Here is a 16,304-nt window from a genome sequence, read left to right as displayed (position 1 = left end):
TGGAATTTTAAAATTCCACTTGCAAAAAATTAAGCGATGATTTTCGAAACGACGCCTGAACCTACGGTATGACCGCCTTCGCGAATCGCGAAGCGAGTACCTTGCTCAAGAGCGATCGGAGCGATTAGCTCAACAGTGATTTTAACGTTGTCGCCCGGCATAACCATCTCGGTTCCCTCAGGAAGAGTAATCGAACCGGTAACATCTGTCGTACGAACGTAAAACTGCGGTCTATAATTATTAAAGAATGGAGTATGGCGTCCGCCCTCTTCTTTAGTTAGGATATAAACCTCGCCCTCAAATTTAGTATGAGGAGTGATCGATTTTGGTTTGCATAAAACCATACCGCGCTCTACTTCTTCTTTCTTGGTACCGCGCAATAAAACACCTACGTTATCGCCGGCTTCACCTTGATCCATCTCTTTTCTAAACATCTCAACGCCGGTAACGGTAGTAGTTTGAGTAGGTTTAATACCTACGATCTCGATAGTATCGCCAACTTTAACGATACCTTTTTCGATTCTACCGGTTACAACGGTACCGCGACCGGAAATCGAGAAAATATCTTCGATCGGAAGAAGGAAATCTTTATCGGTATCTCGAACAGGAGTTGGAATATAGCTATCAACCGCGTCCATAAGCTCCATAATCTTTGCAGACCATTCGCCGTCTTGTCCGGCTTTAGCTTCCTCAAGAGCCTTAAGGGCAGAGCCTTTAATGATTGGGGTCTCGTCGCCAGGGAATTTATACTCTTTTAAAAGGTCTCTAACTTCCTCTTCAACTAGCTCTAAAAGATCCGGATCATCAACCATATCGGTTTTGTTTAGGAAAACTACGATATAAGGAACGCCTACTTGGCGAGAAAGCAAGATATGCTCGCGAGTTTGAGGCATAGGGCCATCTGCAGCGGAAACAACTAAAATAGCTCCGTCCATCTGAGCCGCGCCGGTAATCATATTTTTTACGTAGTCGGCGTGACCAGGGCAGTCAACGTGAGCATAGTGACGTTTCTCGGTCTCATATTCGATGTGAGACGTAGCGATAGTAATACCGCGCTCTTTTTCCTCTGGAGCGTTATCGATATTGTCGTAGTCCTTTAGCTCAGCCAGACCTTTCCTAGAAAGAACAGCAGAAATAGCAGCTGTCAAAGTAGTCTTACCATGGTCAACGTGACCGATGGTACCAATGTTTACGTGTGGCTTGTTACGATTAAATTTTTCTTTAGCCATCATATCCTCCGTTATTGATTTGTGGATTACACAACAAACTAAGCGACTCTATTTTATGGAGCTCATAGCGGGACTTGAACCCGCGACCTCTTCCTTACCAAGGAAGTGCTCTACCTCTGAGCCATATGAGCCTAAACTCAGGCAAAGAGAAATCGCTACCAATACCCAACAATGCGACCAAAATTTAGATTATGTAAGCATATAAAAGCAGTTAAGTTTTACAGCTCCCAGTAAACCTAAATGGTGGAGCGGGAAACGGGGCTCGAACCCGCGACCCTCAGCTTGGAAGGCTGATGCTCTAGCCAACTGAGCTAATCCCGCATCAAAAATTCATGGTGGTGAGACGTGGATTCGAACCACGGAAGGCAAAGCCAGCAGATTTACAGTCTGCCCTCGTTGGCCACTTGAGTATCTCACCCTTTGATGAAATCTGGTCAAACACTGTTACAAAAAATGGAGCTGGTGGACGGGATCGAACCGCCGACCCACTGCTTACAAGGCAGTAGCTCTACCAGCTGAGCTACACCAGCATTTTGAAATTGAAGTGGCAATTATAACCGAAAAATCCCCAATTGTCAAGGCTAAAACAGCCTATTTTAAAATTTCATAAAATTTCTGCTATAATGCGCGCAATTTTAAATTTTAAGGAATTTTATATGAAAATCATACCTTGGATTATCATAGTTTTTATGATTTATTTGATTTATTATTTTATCTCCCGCTCTGAAAAGCGTCTAAATACCCTTGAAAAGCGCCTAAATAAGATAGAAGAAAACTTAAGCGAGATAAAAAAGGCTACCGAAGCCAACAGGCTTTTGATCGAAGAAGCAAAGCTGGACTCTGAAGATGACGCAAAAGAGCAAGAATAAAATTAAATTTAAATCCATGATCTCGCTAGCTTAGCCTTTTTGCCAAATATCTCGTGCTGAAAATTACGAATATATTTTATACGCACTTTGGCATTTTTGAAAGAAATTTTGCCGCAATGTCGGAACCGCGAAGTGCAAGAAGCTCATACGTAACTAATTCTTAAATTTTACGAAATTTAAAATTCACGCTTTAATCCTGCAACGCTAAGCAAATCCACGCGAATTAATAAATCAAATTTCCAACCATTAGCCGCAAATTCCATAGAATTTCAAACAATACCGCATAAAATTAGAATTCCTGCCAAAATCCATCCCTCAATTCAACTTCTTAAAATTTTGCGTAAATCCCTCAGCTAAAATTCTAAACCACAAAATTTTAGTATTTAAAATCATATTAATCAACCCCACCGCAGAGCAAAACCTGTGGGCTTGCCACCTCGTGCACCGCTTCAGGCTACTTTGTCCAAAAGCTCAAAGACGAAACCACAACCTTAACAAGCTAACGATAAAATTTAATCATAATTTTTAAAAACTAAATCCAGGAATTTCACAAATGTTAAATTTTATCCATTGGAATTTTCCTCACTCATAAGCGCCTCAGCGATGAGCTCCAGCGGGTTTACGCACCTCATCTGCGACTCGCTTAAAGAAAGCGAATTATTTAGCTGCATCCGACACGCACTGCACTCAGCAGAGACTACGCGCACAGGCAGATCTGCCATTGCACGCGCCTTAGCTAATCCTGCTTCACGCGCGAGCTCGTAGCGCTCGGTTTGCATCGTCACGCCGCCAAATCCGCAGCATTTATTAGGCTCATCCATCTCGGTTATTTCGTAGTTTTGAGCAAGCAAGCCGCGCGGCTCTTTCCAAATACCCTGCATTTTGCGGGCATGGCACGGATCGTGATAAGTAATCGCTAAGGCCCTTTTGCCGCGGCGCATCAAAAGATCACTTAAGTTTGTAAATTTATAAAAGTATTCGCTCGCCATAAAAATTTTACTCGCAAGCTTTTGCGCACGGGCTTTCCATTGCGGCTCGTTTTCAAAAAAATGCGCGTAATCCACCCGCAACATCGCAGAGCACGTAGCCTCGGGCACGATAATCGCATCAAGAGCAGGCATGACTTTTTCGAAATATGCTATATTAAATTTTGCCACGCGTTCAACCGCCGCAAAATCTCCCGTAAAATACGCAGGAGCGCCGCAACAGGCTTGTTCCTTCATCAAATTTACGTTTAGCTTTAGCGCTCGCGCGATATGTAAAACCGCCTCGCCTACGCCCGTGTAAGCGTAGTTTGCCATGCAGCCTATAAAAATTCCGATAGTTTTTTCGCCGCCGTTGTCGATAAGCTCTGCGTGCGAGTTCATAAAGCTCTTTTTCGCAGGAGCAGGCAACAAGCGCTCTTTTTTAAGTAGTGGTAAGTCAAATCTAGGCGACATAGAGCTTTGCGTATCTTTTCGCATCTTAAAGCCACAGCTAAGAAACACGTATCCAAGCGCTGCTGCTAGATCCAGCGCTTTGCGGTGCCCGAGCAGCCAAAACGCAGCTTTTTTGTACCACGCGATACCAAATTTCTCCGCAATGCGCGCGCGAACATTCTCGATTGCCGTATCTATGGGCAAAGACTCGCCGCAAATATCTACGCAGTTGGTGCATAAAAAGCAGCTCTCAAAAATTTTCTTAGCGTTTTTATCAAGCTTTAGTTCATTCCTGCCGTAAGCGCCCAAAAGATCCACAAATCCGCGCGGGCTCGTTACTTCATCGCCGTTAATGCCATGAACCGTGCAGATTTGGATACATTTACCACATTTTACGCAACGCTCGCTAAGTGCCGCAAAATCGAACGCTACAAGCTTTGCCCTACTCATAGCCGCGCCGCTTAAACGGTTTTAGAAAAGCGCTTCTCGCCCAAATTTTTACCCATATACTCATCAAAGCACATCGCGATATTGCGGATCAAAAGCGTACCAGTAGGCGTTACGGAAATTCTATTTGGCGAGACTTGCACGAAATCCTTTAGCGCCTCAAGCTGCTTTAAGCTCACATCAAAGTGCTCGAAAAATTTTATCTTAAATTTCTCCTCGATCGCCTCTATATCGGCGCAAAAATTACTCATCAGCCCCATAATCACCTCCTTGCGCAGCAGATCCTCTTCATTTAGCAAAACGCCCCTGCAATACGGCAGCCTGCCCGCATCTATCGCGACCTCGTAAGCGTCCATATCTTTGAAATTTTGCGCGTAGTGGCGCGCGCCCTCGCCGATGCTAGTTAGCCCGATGCCGATCAGATCGGCGCCGCCTTTGGTCGTATAGCCTTGGAAATTACGGTGCAGCGAGCCGTTTTTAAGCGCGGCATGAAGCTCATCGGCGGGCTTTGAGTAGTGATCCATACCGATCATCTCATATCCGTTCGCGCTCAAAAAATCGTGCGTAAATTTTAAAATTTCAAGCTTTACCTTCGGCTCGGGCAGTGTCGTCTCGTCAAATTTACGCATAGATTTTTTTATCCACGGCACGTGCGCGTAGTTAAAGATCGCAAAGCGGTCCGGATCAAGCGAAAGCGCAAGCTCCAGCGTGCGCTTAAAGCTATCCAGGCTCTGATACGGAAGACCGTAGATCAGATCCATATTTATCGATTTTATCCCCCTCGCGCGCGCCATGGCTATGACGTCCCTCGTAAGCTCGAAAGGCTGGATGCGGTGGATCTCCTTTTGCACTTGCGGATCGAAGTCCTGCACGCCGTAGCTTATGCGATTAAAGCCGTTTGAAACGAGCACGTCAAGCTGCTCGGCGTTTAAAAACCGCGGATCGATCTCGCAGCTGATCTCGGCTTCAGAGCTAAAATTTGTAAAATATTTTTTGATATTTTTTATGTGGCGCGCTAGCTGTTTGGCGCTAAAATATGTAGGCGTACCGCCGCCGAAGTGCATCTGCACGACCTGGCGCGAGCCGTCCACGATGCTGCTTAAAATTTGCATTTCGCGCTCGATATAGTCCAAATACCGATCCATCTTGTCGCGCTTGCCGGTGTAGATTACGTTACAGCCGCAAAAATAACAGGCGGAGCGGCAAAACGGCATGTGAAAGTAAAGCGATAGCGGCGTAGAGCTTTTTTGATTTTTTAGCTCATTCAGATACCCGTCGTAGCTAAAATTTTCGCTAAATTCCAAAGCGGTCGGATAGCTCGTGTAGCGGGGTCCGGGGCGCGAAAATTTCGCGTAAGCGTCGAAGTCTATGCTATTCACGGCTGCCCGCCTTGGTTTTGATAAGCTCTTCGATATCGATGAAAAGGTTCGGATGCAGGCTTTTTACGCGCGAGACGACGGCATCGACGTCTAAGCTTAATCTTTTTGCATTCGGATTTGCGCCCGTTAGCCTTCTGATCTCGTCCATGCACACGATCCACGCGTCGCCGAAATCCACCGGCGTATGCTGCAAGATCGAGCGCTCAAGCTTGAGATTAAAATTTTCCTGCATCGCGTTTTTGGTCGCGGTGATGAGATTTGCAAGCGATTTTATCGAGATCATCGTGTGCACTTCGTTATTTTCGTCGATGCCGAACCACGGCTCCTCGTCGCTCCACGAGCCGCTTTTTAGCGTGAGTTTTTTCTCATTATCCTCGCCCTGCGAAATTTCAAAAACCGTCCTTTTCGAGCTATCCAGCCCGAAAAATTCGCTCGCTTTGTCGATCTTTTTTAGCGCTTTATCTTTTTCTTCCATGCATTCTCCTAAAATTTATCTTTTTTGATCCAGCCAGACCATAACGCCCTTTTGCGCATGCAGGCGATTTTCCGCCTCTGCAAAAATTTCATCCGCGTGCGCTTCAAACACGGCCTCGCTTACCTCGTATCCGCGGTACGCCGGCAGGCAGTGCAAAAAGATCGCGTTTTTTTCAGCTAGAGCCATTAAGCTTTCGTCCACGCAAAAGCCCGCAAAATCGCGAATCCTTTGCTCCTTTTCGGCCTCTTGCCCCATTGAAACCCAAGTATCGGTCGTCACGACGTTTGCGCCCCTTACAGCTTCTTTTATATCGTTCGTTATTAAAATTTTAGCGCCTGAAATTTGAGCATTTTGCCGCGCCTGCGCCAGTATCTGCGGATCAGCCTCGTAGCCCACGGGCGTCGCTATTCGTAGCTCAAAGCCAAGCTTGCTGGCAAGCATCAGCCACGAGTGCGTCATATTGTTGCCGTCGCCCACGTACGCGGCTTTTATCTTTGTAATTGGGATGCCACACTCCACGATCGTCATTAGATCCGCCATCAGCTGCACGGGATGAAATTTATCGCTTAGCCCGTTTATCACCGGCACGCGGCTAAATTCCGCAAGCTCTATTAGCGTCTCGTGGCGATTTACGCGCGCCATGATTAGATCGCACATTCGCGAAATTACGCGAGCAGTGTCTTTGACCTGCTCGCCGCGCCCGAGCTGGATGTCGCGACTGCTCAAAAACAGCGCGTGTCCGCCAAGCTCGTTCATCCCTACATCGAAGCTCACGCGCGTCCTGGTCGAGCTTTTTTCAAATATCATCGCCAATTTTTGATCTTTTAAATATGGCTTAAAATTTCGCGCCTTGGCTTCCTTTTTTATCTCAAAGGCTAAATTTAAAATTTCGATTATCTCGTCTTTGCTAAAATCGTTTAACGTAAGAAAGTGCCTCATTTATCTCCCTTATATTTTATAAATTTACTAAAAAATTCTTTTAAATCACCTTTCGTCATATCGCCCGCAGCCACCTTTACGACTACGTCTTCCATCGCTGCATAAAATTCCTCGTCGTCCAAAACTATAGAATTCGCCGATAAAAACATATCGGCTAACAAAATCGCCGTCCTTTTATTCCCGTCGGTGAAAGGATGAAATTTTATGCACGAATGCGTCAAATGCGCGAGTTTATCCGCCATAGTAGGATAATACAGATCGTTTTTTATATTCTGCAATACGGACGATAAATATCCAAGCGAAGTTTTATTATAACCCTTGCTTCCGCCTATTTTTTCTAGCATTTTATCGTGGATAAAAATAGCCTGATGCAGCGTTAAATATTTCATTTGTCTTTTTCATTTATCCTTTAATCGCTCAAAAACAGCCCTATTGCTCGGCTTATCTAATTTCGCAATAACGGCGCTCGAAAGTTCGCCAAAATTTTCTATATACTCATCCCTATTTTCGGGTAAAATTTTAGCTTCAAATTTCATCTTTTTTGCCAGCTTCATCACGGCGTCCAAGACGGCTTCCATTTCGTTACTTTTAATCTCTAGTGCTATTTTATTCATCATCAAGCCCTGTTTAAAATTTCCGCGATCTCTTTAGCGTGATAGGTGATGATCATATCAGCACCCGCGCGCCTTATGCCTATCATCGTCTCCATCATCACGCGCTCATAATCGATCACGCCCGCTTTTTTGCCCGCCTGCAGTAGCGAGTATTCGCCGCTTACGTTATACGCGCAGATCGGCAGCAGCGTGCGCTCTCTAAGGTCTCTGATTAGATCCAGATACGCAAGCGCGGGCTTTATCATCAAGATGTCCGCTCCCTGCGCCTCGTCTTGCAGACTTTCGTTGATCGCCTCAAATCTATTTGCAGGATCCATCTGGTAGCTGCTGCGATCGCCGAAACTAGGCGCTGATTCTGCCACGTCGCGAAACGGCCCGTAGTAGCCGCTAGCAAATTTCGTCGAATACGCCATAATCGGCAAATTTTCAAATCCGCCGTGATCGAGCGCCTCTCGCAAGGTAGCGATAATACCGTCCATCATGCCGCTGGGCGCGATCATATCTGCGCCCGCTTTGGCATGGATAAGCGCCTGCTGCGCCGAAATTTCAAGCGTCGCGTCGTTATCCACCGTCTGATGCACATGATCGATGATGCCGCAGTGCCCGTGGTTGGTATATTCGCAAAAGCACAGATCGGTGATGACGAGTAAATTTGGAAATTTAGCCTTTATCGCGCGCAGCGAAGTCGCGATGATACCGTCCTCGCTTAGCGCATCCGAGCCGATGCTATCCTTTAGCGAAGGAATTCCGAAAAGTAAAATTTTATCTAGTCCTAGCGCCAAAAGAGTCTCGCACTCTTTTAAAATTTCATCCAAGCTCATCTGAAATACGCCCGGCATCGAGGTGATCTCCTTTTTGATGCCGCTTCCTTCCACGACAAAAAGCGGATAGATCAGCGAGCGGATTTGCAGATCGGTTTGTCGCACCAGATCCCTAAGCGCAGGGTTTATTCGTAGCCGTCTAAATCGTTTAAACATTATTTTTCCTTTTTTAGCTAGAATTGCGGGATTCATAATATCACAATTGGAGTAAATTTAAGCATGGATATAAAAATTTCAGAGGTCGCAAATCTCCCCTCCCGCTTCGGAAGCTTCCGCGTTCAGTCGTTCAAGCAAGGGAACAAAGAGCATTTGGCGATATTTAAACAGCCTTTGGAGGGCGTCGTAAACGTGCGGATCCACTCGGAGTGCCTTACCGGCGATGCGATCGGCAGCCTAAAGTGCGACTGCCGCGACCAGCTTGAAGCGAGCCTAAAATATATCGAAGAGCACGGCGGCATGGTGATCTATCTGCGTCAAGAGGGGCGCAATATCGGGCTTTTTAATAAAATCAACGCCTACGCGCTACAAGATCAAGGCCTCGATACGATCGAAGCAAATCATCAGCTAGGCTTCAAAGCGGACGAGCGCACCTACGAGATCGTAGATTTCATACTCGCTCATTTTGGAATTTCGCGCATAAATCTGCTTACGAACAATCCGCAAAAGCTGCGCGATTTAAAAGTCGAAGTGGTCGCGCGCGTGCCGATAATCATCACGCCCAATAAATTTAACGAAAACTATCTGCGCGTCAAAAAAGAGCAGATGGGGCATCTGCTGTGAAGCTTGCGCCGGGCGAGAGCTTTGGCGAGCAGGTCGCTAAATTTAAAGCCTGCCTGCAAAAATTTAACCGCGTCCATAGCCTCACGAATTACGATGATTTGGACGCGGTGGTGCGCGACAGCCTAAGCGGAGCGAATTTCATACCGCGCTATCCGCACGTTGCGTGCGACATCGGCTCGGGAGCGGGCTTTCCCGGGATATTTTTGGCGCTTGCGCTGCCGCTGTGCGAGTGGCATCTGTTTGAACCAAACCTTAAAAAAGCGGCGTTTCTAACCTACGCGAAGGTTAGCCTTACTATAGCTAACGTAAAAATCCACGCCGAGCGCGTGCAAGACGGCGCAAAGCTGCGCGCCGATCTGATAAGCTCGCGAGCTTTGATGAGCGCGCGAAGCTTAATTGAAATTTGCCGCGGCTTTTACGATCAAAACACTATGTTTTTGCTCTACAAAGGCTCGGGCACAGAGGCGGAAGCGGCGGAATTCCGCAAGGAATTTGCAAGCGCGAGCTGCGAAATTTTTAGCGGCGAAAACGCTTTGAAAAATAGAAAATTTTTAGTGATCAAAGGGGTGAAATAATGGGAAAAATTCTAGCCGTCGCCGTTATCGCGGCGCTCATATATTTTTTAATAGTGCCTAGATTTCGCATAAAGAAAAAGGACGATGCGACCGAGCTTTTGGCGTGCGACGAGTGCGGGACGTACTTTAGCAGCGACGAGCTTGCTCTGCGCGACAAAAAGCGCCTTTGCAAATCCTGCGAAGCCAAACTAAGGGGCGGCAAATGATCATCCTAGGCCACGCGCTCGTGCCCTACGAGCCGCTGTATCTCATCAAAAACGGCGACGAAGTTTTCAAATACGACAATCTGCTCTTTAAATTTAACGACAGACTCATCGCCGCAGCGCAAAAGGCGCAGAAAAAATTTAGCGTTATTACGAACGATATAAATGAAATTTTGCTCGCAAACGGCGCAGGCGCGCGCTTCATCATCGTGGATAAAAAATCCGCAGCAGCCGTGCAAAAGCTAGCCAATGATTATTTATTCGACGCCAAGATCGCGATGTTTATCGGCTCTGCGCGGGCGTTAAAAAACTTAGCCGAGCTCGGAATCGATGCGGCGATCTTTAAAGACGCGATCGCAAACGCGCCCAAATCGCTGCTTGCAAGTATCGGAGATAGCGTAGGCTCTAAATTTCACTTCGGACTTCCGAAAAAAGATGAAATTTTCGGCGGCGCGCAAAAGCTCGCGGATAAAATTTCGGCTCTGGATAAAAAGCTAAGCGCGCCCGCAGATGGTAAAAATGACGATATCTGGAAAAAATAGCAAAATCCTAAGCGAATTTATTCGCGGGTATAAAATTTCTATGACTCATGCAAATTAAAATTCCGCGCATAATTTTGCTTAGCCTCGCGGCTTAGAATTTAACGCGAATTTCACCCGCTTACGCGGATCGGAATTCTACGCGGAATTTTGCTCTCTTTCGCAAACTAGAATTCTGCGCGAAATTTCACGTGTCCTCTGCAAAATTTTCTCGCTTATTCAATTTAAAATTTTATCCGCTCGGATAGATTTAAATTTTACGTAGAATTCCGCCTGGCCTCGCGGCAAGAAATTTCAAATAGAATTTTATCCTCCCGCGCGATGCGAAATTTTACTAAATTTTCTACGCACGATATAAAATCTACGTAAATTTTACTCGCGCAATTAACGTAAATAAAATTCCGCCTCTGCCTGCGCTTCATAGAATTTTGCGCAAAATTTTACCCACAGAAACCCACAGAGATGATATAAATTCTTAGCCATTGTTTTAAAATTTACTCGCGTTTTAGCTGCTTTTATGCGCGCGGTAAGGATTTTTTAAAGCTAAAATTTTATATAATTATGCGTTTCAAAAAGGCATATTTTGAGTACTAAATTCTTTCTAGCGATCCTTGCGATAGGCGTTATAATGGGGCTTTGCGCAGGGCTCTTAAACTTCGGCATCAACGAAATTGAAACTTTTGCTTTCGGGCATAATGATGAGGAATTTCGCATTATCACGGAGCAAACCACTGCGCTTAGGCGCTTTCTTAGCGTCCTCGCAGCCGGCGCAATCGTAACTTTAATTAGAATTCTGCTAATAAGACTAAAACCTTTTTTAAACGTAGCCTCGATGATGGATGGGCGAAATCCGCCGTTTTGGCAAAATTTAATCCACTCTGTTTTGCAGCTAGTAGCTATCGCTCTGGGCGCACCGGTAGGCAGTGAGGCTGCTCCGCGCGAGCTGGGCGGCTTGTTTGCAGCTAAAATTTGCCGCGCCTTAAATATCGGTGGAGACGAGCTTCGGCTATTTGTCGCATGCGGCGCGGGAGCGGGACTGGGCGCTGCATATAACGTCCCGCTAGCGGGCGCGCTTTTTAGCCTAGAAATTTTGCTTAAAAGCTTCGATACTCGAGCAATTTTATGCGCTTTTGCCACAAGTGCGGTGGCTACAGCTACAGCGGAATTTGGAGCTTCAAAAGAAATTTATTACGCGGTTTCAAACTTCGCCCCTACCCCACAGAATTTACTCGCAGCGGCGCTAATCGGACTTGTCACGGGGGTCGCGGCGAAATACTTTCAAGACGGGGTGCGCTTGTGCGAAAAGCTGCGCATAAAAAGCCTCAAAATCGCGCTTACACTACCATTTGCATTCGTGCTTACCGCGGCGATCGGCGCATACGTGCCTGAAATTTTAGGTAACGGGCGCTCTGCAGCGCAGTTTGCTTTCAACTCCGCGTCCTTCAGCCCCTATTTGCTTGCGATTTTGCTTTGTAAGGCATTTTGCATTTTGATGATCTTTCGCTGCGGCGGATATGGCGGCACGCTAACGCCAAGCTTCGCGCTGGGCGCAGTTTTGGGGCTATGCGTTGGATTTGCGATCGGCGAAATTCTACCTATTAGCCTAAGCGCAGCGGGCGTTTGCGGAGGGGCTGCCTTTTTAGCGATCAACCTAAACGCGCCGCTTTGCGCCTTTGCCCTAAGCGCAGGATTTTGCGGGCTAAATCTCAACTCATATTCGGTCGTCGTTTTTAGCATCGTATGCGCCGTGATCGCTAGAAATTTACTGACGAAAAATTTAGCGTAGTCGCAGCGCTGATAATTCATACGCTGCAAACATGAATCGATGGGCACGGCGATGATGGTCCAAGAACCTGCCCCGTCAGCATAGACTGAGCGCAGTAGGTCGCATCATTGGGCTAGGTCGGAGCCGTAATGATATGCGTCTAAGCTGATCGTTGGTAAATTTAAGATAAAATTTTGCCACTTTAACCAAAGGAGAAGACAATGGGTTTACTTTCATTCGTAGCCGAAGCAGGCAAGAAACTACTAGGTCTAGGCGATGACGCCAAATCCGTAAAAGACGAGATCGCCGCCAATCTCAGCTCTACGCCAGTAGAGGGGCTAGGGGTCGAGGTGCAGGGCGATACCGTCAAAATCAGCGGCAACGCCGATAAGGAAACTCTCGAAAAAGCAGCCCTCATCGCGGGCAACACCGCAGGCATCAAAAACGTGCAGATTGAGGGCATTAGAGAGGATAGCGCCGAGAACTACTACACCATCGTAAAGGGCGATAATTTATCTAAAATCGCGAAGAAATTCTACGGCGACGCGAATAAATACAAGATTATTTTCGACGCCAACCGCGAGGTTATCAAGGATGCGAACCTCATCTATCCGGGGCAGAAAATCAGAATTCCAAAAGCTTAAGCTCGCTTTTGAATGCCGCGGCTTGATTTTGCAAGCCGCGGATTTTACTTTTGCGAACATTGCGCTGCGTTTGCGCGAGCCGTGATTTATCAGCCCGCGGCGCAGCGCGATTTTGGTGAGCTATGAATTTACGAGTTAGCGAGGCGCCGCGGTTTTTTACGCTTTAAGAGGCCCGGTTTTGCAAACTGGCGGCGCGAGCGCGGTTTTTGCAGGGCGTGATTTTGAGCTGGCTGTGCAGCGCAGTTTTTAAACTATGATTTTATGAACCGACGGCACGGCATGATCATGATTGTGTGAGCTATGGATTTTGCTGCGGATTTGCTTTTGCGAGACGGGTTTTGATTTTAAGCCGTGACGCGGTTTTGCGAGCCTGTTGCGGTGGATAGTGGATTATCCGCCGCACTTGCGCGCCGCCATCCTATTTGAGAACATATAAAACGCTTTAAAATTCCGTTTATAAAGAGCTAAATTTGGATAAATTTGAAATCAGCGCTACGCTAAAAAAGACCGAAACTAGGGATTACGACAAATATCCGATAATCATCAAAGACAACGCAATAGAGATGATAAAGCTATATCTACCGTTTCTATTTCTTTTAGATATTATTTCATACCTCTCCCCGTATAGGCATCCCGGAGAGCTAACTAGGCGCCCAAAAGAGCTCGGAAGCTGCTATATTAAATTTAAAAATTCCGCCATAGAGTATTTTTCTACGAAGAAAAATTTGATCTTATTTAAGATAGAACTATCAAATATCGTGGATATTAAACGAACCTTCGGGCCTTCCGAATTTCAATCACCGATTGCTACAAAAAAGTTTGGATTTTGCGTCGTTATGATCTACTTTGTTTTGATGTCCACGGTTTTTTACTTTAAAGGTTACGCTATCGCCCCATTCGTGGTACCGATAGCATTTGGGCTCGGCATACTCCCGCTACTGATTTTTAGATTGATGAACGGGCTAGGGCTTGGACTGGATATGCTAAGCGGCGACAGTTTGATTATCTTCGATAAGCATTTCATTATCGACGCCTCGATTTTAACGAGCAGCGAATACAAGGAGCTAAAAACCTATTTTCTGCTAAAAACGGGTAAAAATTTAGACAAAATTAGACCACAAATTTTTATATAAATAAAAGGAATAAGTAATGGCGACACAAAGTAAAAATCGATTAGGCTATGCGAAAAACCATTACGAGAGATCAAAATTTCATAAAAAGAATGTAAAGTAATGGAAATTTCTAATAAGCAAAAACCCAGGGATTACGACAAAGAGCCGTTGATTATAAACGGCTATGAAAAATTTTTTGCGATCGCTTGGTATTTAGTATTGTTATTTTCCGTCTTAACGATAGCTATAATAGAGGATTTTATGGAATGCGGATCTTTATGTTCGCCAAAAGGCGTAGTTATGAATAATGTTAGGGATTCTTATTGCGATATGTATCTTTAAGGTAATTCGTAGCAAGCAACAAATAAAGTTTACGGATAGATATATAGAATTTGTCGAAAACGGCGTCGTTAATAGATTTTGCAAAGTAGAATTTGACAAACTGCGAAGGAGTTTTTCGATTGACATATTTATTAGCTCAAAAATTTCGCGGAATATCTGCAATTTATCTCTTACGATAATTGGGCTCATAGCTTTAAAATGGGAACTTTTGGAGATAATATTTTTTATATACCTATGGGGATTTTTATTAAATTTTATATTTTATCTATCGATGAATAAAAACCTCAAAGGCTTTAGTGCTATGCCGTTTATAAGGGTCGCCGAATATACAACTAACCCTGGATATCACAATATTTTACCAAGATACTATCTTATCTATATCTACAATGATAAAATTTACAACGATATCAAAGAGTATTTTTTGCAGAAAAATATAGATATCGACTACATCAAAAAGAATTATCTGTTTGTCTAAAACCATAAAGCTGCAAGTATAAGCTTAGACGATCGACGCTCGGTTTGCCGCAAAAATCTATAAATTTTATCTAACCAAACTCGCTCGTCTAAATCCAAATCCTCACGTTCAGTTTTAAAATTTTAACGATACTCAAAAAGCTTAGAATTTCACTCTTTATCTCGCTTGCAGGATCGCGGCGCAGCACGCTTTCATAGACGCTAGGCTCGAAATTATCGCGCCGGGTGTGCACGAAAATGTGGATCCGCCGCTCTCTGATGCTCGCCCAGATCTGCGCTCCGAGCGCGTCGCCTACCGTCAAAAGCCGCTCCATAAATGCGGGCGTTAGCACGTACATCGCGTTTTGCGGCTCGTCGCTAAGCACCTTGTAGCGCGCGGCAAACTCCACGTTGTCCATCGCAACGGGCTTTAGGCCTACGTGCTGTTTGTTTTGTATCTCGCGCGGATAGATGAAAACGGGCGCGATGATGCGTTTGTTAAATTCCGCTACGAAAAACGCCCCCGCGAGTTCGTGCTGTAAATTTTGATGGAAAAAGCTCACGTCGCTAAACTCGAAGCTCACCCCCTGCCACGCGCCGCCTACGCGGTCGTTGCCGCGTAGATTTTCGATGAACTCGAACAGATCGCTCTGTACCACGCGCCAAAACGGCACGCTGCCGTAGGAGACGTATTCGTAGCCGAGCTCGCGCACGAAAGGCGCCAGATAGTGCTGCTTGTAGCTTTGGCGGTACCGCCCGGTAAAGATATCTTGCGCGCTTCTTACGCCGAGCGCGTAAAGCTCCCTCGCCAGCCACACCGCAAGCGCAAGCGCGGCTAAGCTTATCAACGCCTGCGGCAAGGCTGCGGAGTATTTGAAGATCAAAAACGAGATCGCGACCGCGCCGAATTTCAAAATATTTTCCCTGCCGATCAGATCCTTTTGCCAGCCGTTTAAGTGCACCTCTTTAAGACTTACGACGAGCGAGGCGACCGCCAGCAGCACGAGCATCGTCGCGCTAAAGCTCTGCGCGCCCTGCCTATCTGCAAAATACGCGATAGCACCAAATACCGTAAACAAGGCGATCGTGCTTACGACGACGATAAACTTTAGCTGCTCCACGTGCTTTTTCGCGTCCAGTCGCAGGCGCTCCAAATCATAAATAGTCAAAATTTCGTCCCTCTTTAAATTTGCCCGCAATTTTAGCGAAATTCTAGGAATTTTGAAATTTCAAAGCTCACTCGTCCGCACATAATGCGAATTTTTTATATGAATTTTACACAGCGCCCTAAATTTAAGGATAAATTTAAAACTCTAAGTTTAAAATTTCGCCGTAGCGGGGGCGGAGCGCAGAAGTGGAATTGCGCATAAAAGCGTCGCTAAATTTCGGCTCGCGGAAGTTAAATTACAAGGCATAAATTTGCTACGTAGAATTTTCAAGGTTTGATGCAAAGCGTTATTGGCGCGAGGCTTAAGATCGGTATAAACTTGCTACGTAAAATTTAAAAGCGGGATTTCCTAGTTAAATTTTTTAAAAGCAAATTTCAGTAAAATTTCACGAGGCAGAATTTCAAATTAAAATTTTGCAAATTAAATTCCGCAAAGTAAAATTTAAAGCGAAATCTTGCGCCAAAAACGTCGTCATTCGCAAATCAAATCATGGAGCAAAAATGAGATATATTTTCGGGCCCGTCGCCTCGC

The 16,304-nt window shown here is 45.6% G+C and carries 18 protein-coding genes and 4 tRNA genes; 9 read left to right on the top strand and 13 right to left on the bottom strand.

The features are described 5' to 3' along the window. Positions 1 to 29: 29 nt before the first annotated feature. The 5 genes from tuf to Q0393_RS07400 all read right to left on the bottom strand — a co-directional run bounded on the left by tuf (position 30) and on the right by Q0393_RS07400 (position 1,759). Complete coding sequence (gene tuf, locus Q0393_RS07420; RefSeq protein WP_040304280.1) at positions 30 to 1,229, bottom strand: elongation factor Tu; 1,200 nt, start codon at positions 1,227 to 1,229, stop codon at positions 30 to 32. A gap of 56 nt (positions 1,230 to 1,285) precedes the next feature. Further along, positions 1,286 to 1,360: transfer RNA gene (locus Q0393_RS07415), tRNA-Thr, on the bottom strand. Between the two features lie 113 nt (positions 1,361 to 1,473). Continuing rightward, positions 1,474 to 1,550, bottom strand: a tRNA-Gly gene (locus tag Q0393_RS07410). Positions 1,551 to 1,562: 12 nt separating this feature from the next. After that, positions 1,563 to 1,647, bottom strand: a tRNA-Tyr gene (locus tag Q0393_RS07405). 36 nt (positions 1,648 to 1,683) lie between these two features. Next, a tRNA-Thr gene (locus Q0393_RS07400) sits at positions 1,684 to 1,759 on the bottom strand. A 126-nt stretch (positions 1,760 to 1,885) separates the two neighbouring features. On the opposite strand from Q0393_RS07400, the gene Q0393_RS07395 reads away from it, so the two are divergent. Next, positions 1,886 to 2,098: a hypothetical protein gene (locus tag Q0393_RS07395; protein WP_298063605.1), complete on the top strand. Its 213-nt coding sequence runs from the start codon at positions 1,886 to 1,888 to the stop codon at positions 2,096 to 2,098. A 563-nt stretch (positions 2,099 to 2,661) separates the two neighbouring features. On the opposite strand, the gene Q0393_RS07390 is transcribed toward Q0393_RS07395, so the two are convergent. Genes Q0393_RS07390 through hemB form a run of 7 tightly spaced genes read right to left on the bottom strand, consistent with a single transcriptional unit; the run spans position 2,662 to position 8,347 of the window. Next, positions 2,662 to 3,966, bottom strand: a complete 1,305-nt coding sequence (locus Q0393_RS07390) for a (Fe-S)-binding protein (protein ID WP_298979120.1) — start codon at positions 3,964 to 3,966, stop codon at positions 2,662 to 2,664. Positions 3,967 to 3,977: 11 nt separating this feature from the next. Beyond that, positions 3,978 to 5,342, bottom strand: coding sequence for an oxygen-independent coproporphyrinogen III oxidase (gene hemN, locus Q0393_RS07385; protein WP_298979118.1), 1,365 nt, complete (start codon positions 5,340 to 5,342; stop codon positions 3,978 to 3,980). Then, on the bottom strand, positions 5,335 to 5,817 hold the full coding sequence (locus Q0393_RS07380; RefSeq protein WP_298979117.1) for a DUF2603 domain-containing protein: 483 nt from the start codon (positions 5,815 to 5,817) through the stop codon (positions 5,335 to 5,337). Before Q0393_RS07380 ends, hemN begins: the two co-directional genes overlap by 8 nt. A gap of 15 nt (positions 5,818 to 5,832) precedes the next feature. Further along, on the bottom strand, positions 5,833 to 6,756 hold the full coding sequence (argF, locus tag Q0393_RS07375; protein ID WP_298979116.1) for an ornithine carbamoyltransferase: 924 nt from the start codon (positions 6,754 to 6,756) through the stop codon (positions 5,833 to 5,835). Next, a complete protein-coding gene (locus Q0393_RS07370; RefSeq protein WP_298979114.1) occupies positions 6,753 to 7,145 on the bottom strand; it encodes a type II toxin-antitoxin system death-on-curing family toxin in 393 nt (130 codons plus the stop codon). Before Q0393_RS07370 ends, argF begins: the two co-directional genes overlap by 4 nt. A 9-nt stretch (positions 7,146 to 7,154) precedes the next feature. Further along, positions 7,155 to 7,370 carry a hypothetical protein gene (locus Q0393_RS07365; RefSeq protein ID WP_298979113.1) on the bottom strand — a complete coding sequence of 72 codons (216 nt, stop codon included), beginning with the start codon at positions 7,368 to 7,370 and terminating at the stop codon, positions 7,155 to 7,157. Positions 7,371 to 7,372: 2 nt separating this feature from the next. Beyond that, the gene (hemB, locus tag Q0393_RS07360; RefSeq protein ID WP_298979112.1) at positions 7,373 to 8,347 is read right to left on the bottom strand and encodes a porphobilinogen synthase; all 975 of its coding nucleotides are present in this window, start codon (positions 8,345 to 8,347) and stop codon (positions 7,373 to 7,375) included. Positions 8,348 to 8,410: 63 nt separating this feature from the next. On the opposite strand from hemB, the gene ribA reads away from it, so the two are divergent. From ribA to Q0393_RS07320, 8 genes are all read left to right on the top strand, one after another. Then, positions 8,411 to 8,971, top strand: coding sequence for a GTP cyclohydrolase II (gene ribA / locus Q0393_RS07355; RefSeq protein ID WP_298979111.1), 561 nt, complete (start codon positions 8,411 to 8,413; stop codon positions 8,969 to 8,971). Continuing rightward, positions 8,968 to 9,546, top strand: coding sequence for a 16S rRNA (guanine(527)-N(7))-methyltransferase RsmG (gene rsmG, locus Q0393_RS07350; protein WP_298979109.1), 579 nt, complete (start codon positions 8,968 to 8,970; stop codon positions 9,544 to 9,546). The genes ribA and rsmG overlap by 4 nt, the downstream gene beginning before the upstream one ends. Then, positions 9,546 to 9,752, top strand: coding sequence for a hypothetical protein (locus Q0393_RS07345; RefSeq protein ID WP_005872661.1), 207 nt, complete (start codon positions 9,546 to 9,548; stop codon positions 9,750 to 9,752). Before rsmG ends, Q0393_RS07345 begins: the two co-directional genes overlap by 1 nt. Further along, on the top strand, positions 9,749 to 10,291 hold the full coding sequence (locus Q0393_RS07340) for a hypothetical protein (RefSeq protein ID WP_298979107.1): 543 nt from the start codon (positions 9,749 to 9,751) through the stop codon (positions 10,289 to 10,291). Before Q0393_RS07345 ends, Q0393_RS07340 begins: the two co-directional genes overlap by 4 nt. A 580-nt stretch (positions 10,292 to 10,871) precedes the next feature. Beyond that, positions 10,872 to 12,074, top strand: coding sequence for a chloride channel protein (locus Q0393_RS07335; protein ID WP_298979106.1), 1,203 nt, complete (start codon positions 10,872 to 10,874; stop codon positions 12,072 to 12,074). Between the two features lie 200 nt (positions 12,075 to 12,274). Beyond that, entirely contained in the window at positions 12,275 to 12,697 is a 423-nt protein-coding gene (gene lysM, locus Q0393_RS07330) for a peptidoglycan-binding protein LysM (protein WP_298979105.1), read from the top strand. A gap of 470 nt (positions 12,698 to 13,167) precedes the next feature. Next, entirely contained in the window at positions 13,168 to 13,830 is a 663-nt protein-coding gene (locus Q0393_RS07325) for a hypothetical protein (protein ID WP_298979103.1), read from the top strand. Positions 13,831 to 14,116: 286 nt separating this feature from the next. Then, the gene (locus Q0393_RS07320; protein ID WP_298979101.1) at positions 14,117 to 14,626 is read left to right on the top strand and encodes a hypothetical protein; all 510 of its coding nucleotides are present in this window, start codon (positions 14,117 to 14,119) and stop codon (positions 14,624 to 14,626) included. An 88-nt stretch (positions 14,627 to 14,714) separates the two neighbouring features. On the opposite strand, the gene Q0393_RS07315 is transcribed toward Q0393_RS07320, so the two are convergent. Beyond that, the gene (locus Q0393_RS07315; protein WP_298979099.1) at positions 14,715 to 15,773 is read right to left on the bottom strand and encodes a DUF3137 domain-containing protein; all 1,059 of its coding nucleotides are present in this window, start codon (positions 15,771 to 15,773) and stop codon (positions 14,715 to 14,717) included. Positions 15,774 to 16,304 lie beyond the last annotated feature (531 nt).

The organism is uncultured Campylobacter sp. (genome assembly GCF_938015785.1).
GTDB lineage: Bacteria > Campylobacterota > Campylobacteria > Campylobacterales > Campylobacteraceae > Campylobacter_B.
The sequence above is the reverse complement of the archived record's forward strand: the minus strand, read 5'-3'. Positions and strand labels throughout refer to the sequence as shown.